This is a genomic window from Noviherbaspirillum denitrificans, from assembly GCF_002211445.1.
Classification (GTDB): domain Bacteria; phylum Pseudomonadota; class Gammaproteobacteria; order Burkholderiales; family Burkholderiaceae_D; genus Noviherbaspirillum; species Noviherbaspirillum denitrificans.
In genome coordinates this window covers 4679239-4686819 of record NZ_LSTO01000001.1, presented here as the reverse complement: position 1 = coordinate 4686819, position 7581 = coordinate 4679239, and the positions used below count along the sequence as shown (strand labels likewise).

Here is a 7581-nt window from a genome sequence, read left to right as displayed (position 1 = left end):
TTGCCGCCGGCGAGCATCTGCCCGCCGCTCGGCTTTTCGAGCCCGGCGGCAATGTGCAGCAGCGTCGACTTGCCGCAGCCGGACGGGCCGACCAGGGCGACAAGCTGCCCTTCTTCAAACTCGCGGCTGAAGTTGTCGATGACGTGCAGGTCGGAAAAGCGCTTCTGTATTTGGTTGAACGAAAGCTTCATCGGGGTTCGGCGGGCGAAAGAGGGTGACGCCCTGTGGATGCGGTTATGTTTTGCCCTGCCGGAATTACTTTTGGTAATAAACGCAATGTAGTGGCGCGTTCTGCGGAGGACAACAATTTTTCACGACTTTGCTTATACAGAATATGAATAAGCTAAGTGTGGAGCGCCATTAGATAGCGGAAACACGGGGGAGTCAACGCTCCCCGCGCAACATGGCAGATTGATAATTGATGATGAGGAAACTTTAGCGGACAGCTTCCGCTGCCGGCAGGGTAGCCGTCTGTGCGATCGGCTCCACCGGTTTCGCATTTCTCTTCCACAACGCATAACGGTTCAGGCCGGCCATGTGGATACGGCACAGGTAATCCGGCCAGTTGACCAGTCGCGCGTCGACCGGAAACAGGATTTTGTCGTAGGGCCGGAAACGCTTTGCCAGCGCCAGCAGGTTCTTGCTGTGGAAACGGTAGCGCGGCTGGCTGTAGACGGAAAAGGTGACCGCCAGCGTCTGCGTGGTGCGCATCTTTTCCATCGCCTTCGATTCGCCGGGCGCGCCGGTTGCGCGGCGCAGCATGCTCCAGGCGCCGACACCTGCACGCACGGCGCCCATCCCGAGCCGGAAGGTAGTGTTGCCCACCACGCGGAAGGTATGCGTCGGCTCCTGGTGGAACAGGCGGTCGTACTTGCGCCAGTTGCGCTTCGACTCGTCCTGGATCAGGCGGATCACCTCGCCCATGGTGACGGGATTGACCGCCCCGCTGCAGCACTGGTAGATCCGGTGGCCAGGTGGCGCAGCCAGTGCTTCCGCCGCGGACAGCAGGATGCCGTTGGCGACCAGGTCCGCCGGGATGATGTCGATGATGCCCTCGGAGCGTGCGGGGAAGAAGCTGGTCTTGCCGCGCGCGTAGGCCAGGATGACGGCGTCGGCGACCTTCACGCCTTCGAGCCAGCCGGGTGCGGGTTCCTGCAGCGTGCTTTCGATGATGGACGGGCGCAGGATGGTGAGCGCACGGCCGGCCATGCCGCGCATCGCCAGCTGCTCGCCCAGCCACTTGGTGAAAGTGTAGGTGTCGTTCCAGCCGTGGCGCCGCGCTTCGGCAATGCCCAGCTCGGTCAGCCGGCGCTCGCATTGCCGCGCGTCGCGCACGGCCTCCTTCAGCTTCTCCACCTTTTGCAGCAGGCGCGTGATGAGGGCATCCACTTCGTAGTAGCCGTCGTGGTGACGCGGGATGGACGCGCCCGCCGGTGCCACCACCTGCTCGCGCATCTCGCCGCGGTTGAAGCCATTGACGTAGCAGGTCGACACCTGCACCAGCGGCGCGTTCGCCACGCGTGTCAGGGCAGTCAGGTAGTGCAGGCTGAGCGTGTTGATCGCCAGCGCCTGGTCGAGCGGTTCGCGGAAGTTGACGCTGGCCGCCGCATTGATGACCAGGTCGACGCGCGCGGCGAGTTCGATGAAGCGGCCGGCGGGCAGGCCGAAGCTCGGTTCGGTGATTTCGCCGGTGATGCATTCGATCTTTTCGGTGAAGAATTGCGCGAGATAGTCGGGTTGTTCTTCGCGCAGCCGGTCGAAGATCGACGAGGTCGCAATCTCGCGCTCGAAGCGTTCGCGCGCGGTCGCGGCGTTGCGGTTGCCGCGGATGAGCAGGATGATGCGCTCCACCTGCGGGACCGAGCGGATCAGTTTTTCCAGCACCACCTTGGCGAGGAAGCCGGTGGTGCCGGTCAGCAGGATGCGTTTGCCAGACAGGGCGGCCTGGACGCTCAGGTTGTTGGCGCGGATCATTGCGTGTCTCCTGCTGATCTCAAATAATGCGTGTGAGTCGGAACATTGCCGTCATCGCCAGCCCAGGCATCGCATGCCGGTGGCAGCAATAGGTCTTTTCCACCCGGCCCTGGAAGCGCGATTTCGCGAACTCCAGGCCCTTGAAGTTGTAGAGGAAATCCATGCGCTCGCGGATCACCGACATGGTCATGCGCAGCAGGCGCGATTCCTGGGGCTCGATGTCCTGCGACATCATCAGCGGCACCAGGCCGAGATCGAGGGTCTGCACGCCTTCCGACTTGAACACCTCCATCGCGTGCGCCATCAGCGCGTACCACAAGCCCTGCTTGAAGTTGGCCGACGAGCGCGAGATGTTCGGCACGTAGCCGACCAGCTTGTTGTTCGCGTAGACCGGGTCGAAGAAGATGAAGCCGACCGCCTCACCGTCCAGGTAGCCGTAGAAGTAGCGTGTGCCTTCGCGGTAGTCGATCAGCATCGGGCGGATCAGGAAGCGGATCTCGTTGTTCTTGCAGCGGCGCGTCTGGATCCAGGCTTCGGAAATCTTCTTCACGTCGGGATTGAATCCGGCTTCGCGGATCTCGATGCCCTGGTTGCGCGCCTGGTTGATCGCGGTGCGGATGATCTGCTTCTTCGCGCCGCGCAGTGACCAGGTGTCGAGGTCGATCTTCGATTCGCTGCCGAACTGCGTGCCGTAGTAGCCGTAGTGGTTGTGCAGGTGGTCGACTACCGGCTTGCTGACCTGCACGAACACCGCGCCGGGATAGTGCGCGACGAAGCGGTCGAGCATCAGTCCGCGGTGTTGCGGATGGCATACCGGATCAGCCAGCGCGAACTGCATGCCCCAGTGGCTTGCGTAAGCGATGTAGCCGATGCCGGGCATGTCGAAGTAGGACATGTCGGGCTGCAGCGTCGAGAACGACATCGAATGCGAGCCGAACTGCTTGAGGCAGGCGATGCGCCTCGCCATGTCGAGGTGGGCGACGTCCGCGACGAGGGGGCGGTCGAGGGTGATGAGTTGGTCTTGCAAGGCGGACTCCCTTGGGTGGGGACGGAGAGTGGACGAGTTCCTTCCCCCTGCAAGGGGGAAGGAGCCTTTCCGCTAACGGTTTGCCGGCTTCGTCCCCAGCACCGACCAGTAGCAGTTCAGCAGCATCAACCGGTAATGCTTCTTCTCGCGCACCTGCAGTCCGAGTTTCTGCATCGACTCCGGATAGTTGTAGATCCTGTGCACCGCGTTGCCGGCGAACGCCCAGAAGAACAGCACGGCGCCGTACCAGTAGGCTTTCTTGAAGAGCCGGGACAGGAGGTTCCCGGTCGGGTAGGCGAAGTCGCCGACGACCACCTGCGCGCCCGGCTTGCCGAGGCGGATCAGGTGTTCGAGCACGCGGTGCATCATCTCTTCGTCAAACACATTGAGGAAGAAGTTGGCCACCACCATGTCGTACTTCTCGAACTCGCGCACCTGCATGATGTCGCTGTGCAGCTGGCGGATGCGGACCTGCACGCCTTCCTTGTCGAGGTTGCGCTGGAAGTTTTTCAGCATCGTTTCGGACAGGTCGACCACCGTCACGTCGGCGCCGAGGCGGGCGGCATGCACAGCATCCATGCCGTGGCCGACGCCGGCGAACAGCACCCTGTCGCCCGGCTTGAGCCGGTCGAGCATCGCTACCTTGCAATGGTGGATCGACTTGCCGCTGTAGACGGCACTCAGCCAGTCGTAGACCGGCCCTACGAGCTTGTACTTGTCTTTCATGCCTTCACCCTCGGGCCTGCGGCCGTTTGTTTAGAGTGTGTTTAGATTAAGACAAGACTTGCGAGGGGCGAGGTGTGGCGGATTGGCTTCCCGAGCCAAACTCGTGACCCTGGGGCCACGAGCATCGGTTTTACGCTGCCTGCAGGGCGTTGGCGTTGGCGTTGGCGCTGTCGCGGAACAGCGCCTTGCCGATCGCGTATTCGGTGGCCATGGCGGCCGCGAGGAAGGCTGCGCCAGCGAGAAAGAGCTGGCGCGGAGTAAGTACTAGCGCCAGTCCCCAGAACAGGAACAGCGCCGTCATGCGCAACATCCACAGCACGAGTTCGCGCGCGAAGATGCGATCGGCGAGCGTGCCCCGGATATCGAGGGTGCACTGGTTGAGCACTTGCTGGCTGGCTGCGAGGAAGGGCGACCCCGCCGCGCGCGCCACCGAGTGCACGATGTACAGCAGCGGTATCCACGCGCTGGCGCCGAGCAGCAGCCAGGATGCCGACATGGCAAGGCAGGCGCCGCCGAACCAGTGCGCGCGGTTGTCCTTGTTGCGCATCTTGCGCGTCATGTAGAGCGCGGCGCCGCCCGCGAGTCCCGCAGCCGTCGTTACCCAGCCGTAATGGCTGGCGACACCCAGCGCGCTGGAGGCGCCGGTGGCAGTCATCGCCTGGCTGATGCCGAACAGGCCGGATTCGAGGAAGAAGATCGGCATGCAGGCGATGAAACGCGGCTGGCGGATGACGGCAAGCGGGTCTTTCAGCGTCACCGGCTCGGTGCGCGGGATCGCCTTGCCGAGGAACAGCGCGCCGAACAGGCAGAGTGCGCCGTACAGCCAGTAGACGTAACGGCTTTGTTCACTGAAGGAAGCGAGCAGCAGCGTCGACGCCAGCGTGGCGCTGAAGCTGAGCACGATCATCGCCGTGCCCGAGCGGGCAGCATAGGCGTCGCGCTCGGCATCGGCGAGCAGGGACATTTCGAGCGCATGCCTTCCAGTCCATGTGATGCCGAGGTAGGCGCCGAAGGCAATGGCCGTCAGCGCGACCGACCCGTCGGCCGTGAGCAGCAGCAGGCCCGGCACCAGCAGGCCGAGCCGCACCAGTCCTGCACCGCCGATATGAAGGCGCGGGCTGAGCAGATAGGCAAGGAAGGTCGACGCCATGGCTGCGGTCAGCATGCAGGCGGTGTAACGGAACAAGGCATGCAGGTCATGCGCGCCGATCACGAAGAAGCCGATGAAGCCGCCAAAACTGCCGACCGCGCCTTGCAGCGCGCAGAGGGGGAGCAGGTTGCGTTGATGGGATTGCATGCATTCTTTGTCATGGCCGGCGATTGCCGGGGGACAAGGAAGACATGCTGGGAGGAAAGATAGTTCCCGAGGGGAAAAGTAGTTGATGTGCGAGCGTCAAGCCCGCATGCGCACAGCGTTACTCCTTCTTCCGCGCCGCCTCTTTCAACTCCGTATATTTTTTCGCTGACCCGAACGCCTGCTCCACCGGATAGCGCGCTGCATTCTTGGCAATCTTCGCCCGCGCTGCATCCAGCAGGTCGATACCCGCGTCGTCCGCGACCAGCAGCAGGTACAGCAGCACATCCGCGCATTCATCCCGCAGTGCTTCGCGGAAGCCGGGATCGCCCTTGAGCGCATCCAGCTGCGCATCGGTCTTCCACTGCGTCAGCTCCAGCAGTTCCGCCGATTCCAGGTTGAGCGAGATGATGAGGTTCTTCAGCGTGTGAAACTGCTTCCAATCGCGTTCGTCACGGAAGGCGAGCAGTTGCTGCCTGATGGCGTCGAGGCTGCTCATCGGACGGCAGCCTCCGCAGCTACCGAATGCGTCCACAGCAGCGCCGCGACATCTTCCGGCGGCATCGGCCGGCTGAACAGGAAGCCCTGCATCTGGTCGCATGCGCGCGCCTTGAGGAAGGATTCCTGTTCGGTTGTTTCCACGCCTTCGGCCACCACCGTCAGGTTGAGTGTCTTGCCCATCGAAATGATCGCTTCGGTGATCGCCTTGTCGCCCGGGTTGTCGGCCACGTCGCGGATGAAGGAGCGGTCCACCTTCAGCGTGTCGACCGGGAAGTACTTGAGCTGGCCGAGGGTGGAATAACCCGCGCCGAAATCGTCGATCGCCAGGCGCACGCCGAGGCGCTTGATCTCGGTCAGCAGGCGCTGCGCATGGGCGGTGTTGTGCACCATCATGCCCTCGGTGATCTCCAGTTCCAGCCGCCCGGGCGGCATGCCGGTCTCGCGCAGGATGGCCGCGATATCCTCGACCAGGCGCTCGTCGGCGAACTGGCGCACCGACAGGTTGACCGCCATGCTCACCGGCGGCAATCCGGCATCCTGCCAGGCCATCGCTTGTTCGCAGGCGGTGCGCAGCACCCACTTGCCGATCGTGACGATGATGCCCAGTTCTTCCGCCAGCGGAATGAATTCCGCGGGCGGCACGCATCCAAGTTCCTTGCTGTTCCAACGCAGCAGCGCTTCGACGCCGGTGATGCCGCCGGTCGCCATGTCGCGCTTGGCCTGGTAGTGCACGCTGAACTCGTTGCGCTCCAGCGCGTGGCGCAGGTTGGTTTCCAGGGTCAGGCGTTCCAGCGTCAGCGCGGTGATGTCGCCGGAATAGAAGCGGAAGTTGTTCTTGCCCTCATCCTTCGCGTGGTACATCGCGATGTCGGCGTTGCGCATCAGGGCCAGCTCGTCTTCGCCGTCGCGCGGATACATGGCGATGCCGATACTCGCGCTGACGCGGCATTCGCGTCCCATCAGGATGAACGGGCGCGCGGCGGCGTCGAGCAGCTTGCCGGCGGCGACGGCGACCGAATCCGGCTCATGCGTTTCGTGCACCAGCGCGACGAACTCGTCGCCGCCAAGGCGCGCGATCACGTCGCTGCTGCGCAGCGACCCGCCAAAGCGTTCCGCCATTTCCCTGAGCAGCATGTCGCCCGCGTGGTGGCCCAGCGTGTCGTTGATGAACTTGAAGCGATCGAGGTCGATGAAAAGCACTGCGAAATCGCGTCCGTAGCGTCGGGCGGAGCGTATCGCGGCGCCCAGCATCTCGTTGAACATGGTGCGGTTCGGCAGGCCGGTCAGTGCGTCGTGCGTCGCCAGGTACTGGATGCGCTCGTCGGCCAGCTTGCGGTCGGTGACCTCGCGCGCGACCCCACGGTAGCCGGCGAAGCCGCCGCGACCATCGAAGATCGGTTCGCCGCTGACGCTCACGTAGTACGGGTTGCCGTCTTCCATCGTGCGGTGGAAGACAATGTCGCGGAACGGCCGGCGCGCCGCCATGATGTCGCGGAAGGCATCCCATCCGCGCTCGAGTTCGGCGCGCAGGCCGGTTTCCCAGGGCGTGCGGCCGAGGAAGAAATCCCGTACCGACGCCGAATTGGCGTCGCGGCTTTCCATGCGAGTGAAGCGGATGTCGGCATCCTGCTCCCAGTACCAGTCGGAAGTCAGGTTGGTCAGTGAGCGGAAGCGCGCCTCGCTCTCGCGCAGCGCCTGTTCCACCTGCCGCCGCTCGGTGACGTCGCGCAGGATGCCGCAGAAGCCGACCGGATTGCCGGCGCTATTGCGCACCAGCTGCACCGAGCCCTCGCCGGTGACGACGGAGCCGTCCTTGCGCACCATTTGCCAGTCGAAGCTTTCGGTGGGGACGCCCGTCACGTAGACCTGGTTGAACAATGCGAAAGTACTGGAGTGGATTTCCGGTGGCTGCAGGCTGCGGTTGTTGCGGCCGATGATCTCGTGCATCTCGTAGCCGAGCATGCGGCAGAATGCGCTGTTGCACATCACCATGGTGCCGGTGAGGTCGACTTCGTAATACGCATCCTGGATGCCATCGAGGATGTTGCGGTAGCGCGCC

The 7581-nt window shown here is 63.6% G+C and carries 7 protein-coding genes; all 7 read right to left on the bottom strand.

Annotated elements, in window-relative coordinates; translation table 11 throughout:
• Positions 1-191: ATP-binding cassette domain-containing protein (locus AYR66_RS22725; RefSeq protein ID WP_141104293.1), on the bottom strand; the 191-nt coding region annotated here is incomplete at its 3' end.
• 244 nt (positions 192-435) lie between these two features.
• The gene (locus AYR66_RS22720) at positions 436-1974 is read right to left on the bottom strand and encodes a fatty acyl-CoA reductase (RefSeq protein WP_088709400.1); all 1539 of its coding nucleotides are present in this window, start codon (positions 1972-1974) and stop codon (positions 436-438) included.
• A gap of 19 nt (positions 1975-1993) precedes the next feature.
• Complete coding sequence (locus AYR66_RS22715) at positions 1994-3001, bottom strand: DUF2156 domain-containing protein (RefSeq protein WP_234814986.1); 1008 nt, start codon at positions 2999-3001, stop codon at positions 1994-1996.
• A 72-nt stretch (positions 3002-3073) separates the two neighbouring features.
• Positions 3074-3727 carry a class I SAM-dependent methyltransferase gene (locus AYR66_RS22710; protein WP_088709399.1) on the bottom strand — a complete coding sequence of 218 codons (654 nt, stop codon included), beginning with the start codon at positions 3725-3727 and terminating at the stop codon, positions 3074-3076.
• A 130-nt stretch (positions 3728-3857) separates the two neighbouring features.
• A complete protein-coding gene (locus tag AYR66_RS22705; protein ID WP_088709398.1) occupies positions 3858-5024 on the bottom strand; it encodes a hypothetical protein in 1167 nt (388 codons plus the stop codon).
• Between the two features lie 118 nt (positions 5025-5142).
• The gene (locus tag AYR66_RS22700) at positions 5143-5520 is read right to left on the bottom strand and encodes a nucleotide pyrophosphohydrolase (protein ID WP_088709397.1); all 378 of its coding nucleotides are present in this window, start codon (positions 5518-5520) and stop codon (positions 5143-5145) included.
• On the bottom strand, positions 5517-7581 hold a 2065-nt coding region (locus AYR66_RS30455), incomplete at its 5' end, for an EAL domain-containing protein (protein ID WP_206047250.1). The genes AYR66_RS22700 and AYR66_RS30455, both read right to left, overlap by 4 nt.

What these genes read in the sequence shown, in the direction of transcription:
- AYR66_RS22705 (WP_088709398.1), bottom strand. Translation starts at nt 5,024, where the DNA reads ATGCAATCCCATCAACGCAACCTGCTCCCCCTCTGCGCGCTGCAAGGC.
- AYR66_RS22720 (WP_088709400.1), bottom strand. Translation starts at nt 1,974, where the DNA reads ATGATCCGCGCCAACAACCTGAGCGTCCAGGCCGCCCTGTCTGGCAAA.
- AYR66_RS22700 (WP_088709397.1), bottom strand. Translation starts at nt 5,520, where the DNA reads ATGAGCAGCCTCGACGCCATCAGGCAGCAACTGCTCGCCTTCCGTGAC.
- AYR66_RS22710 (WP_088709399.1), bottom strand. Translation starts at nt 3,727, where the DNA reads ATGAAAGACAAGTACAAGCTCGTAGGGCCGGTCTACGACTGGCTGAGT.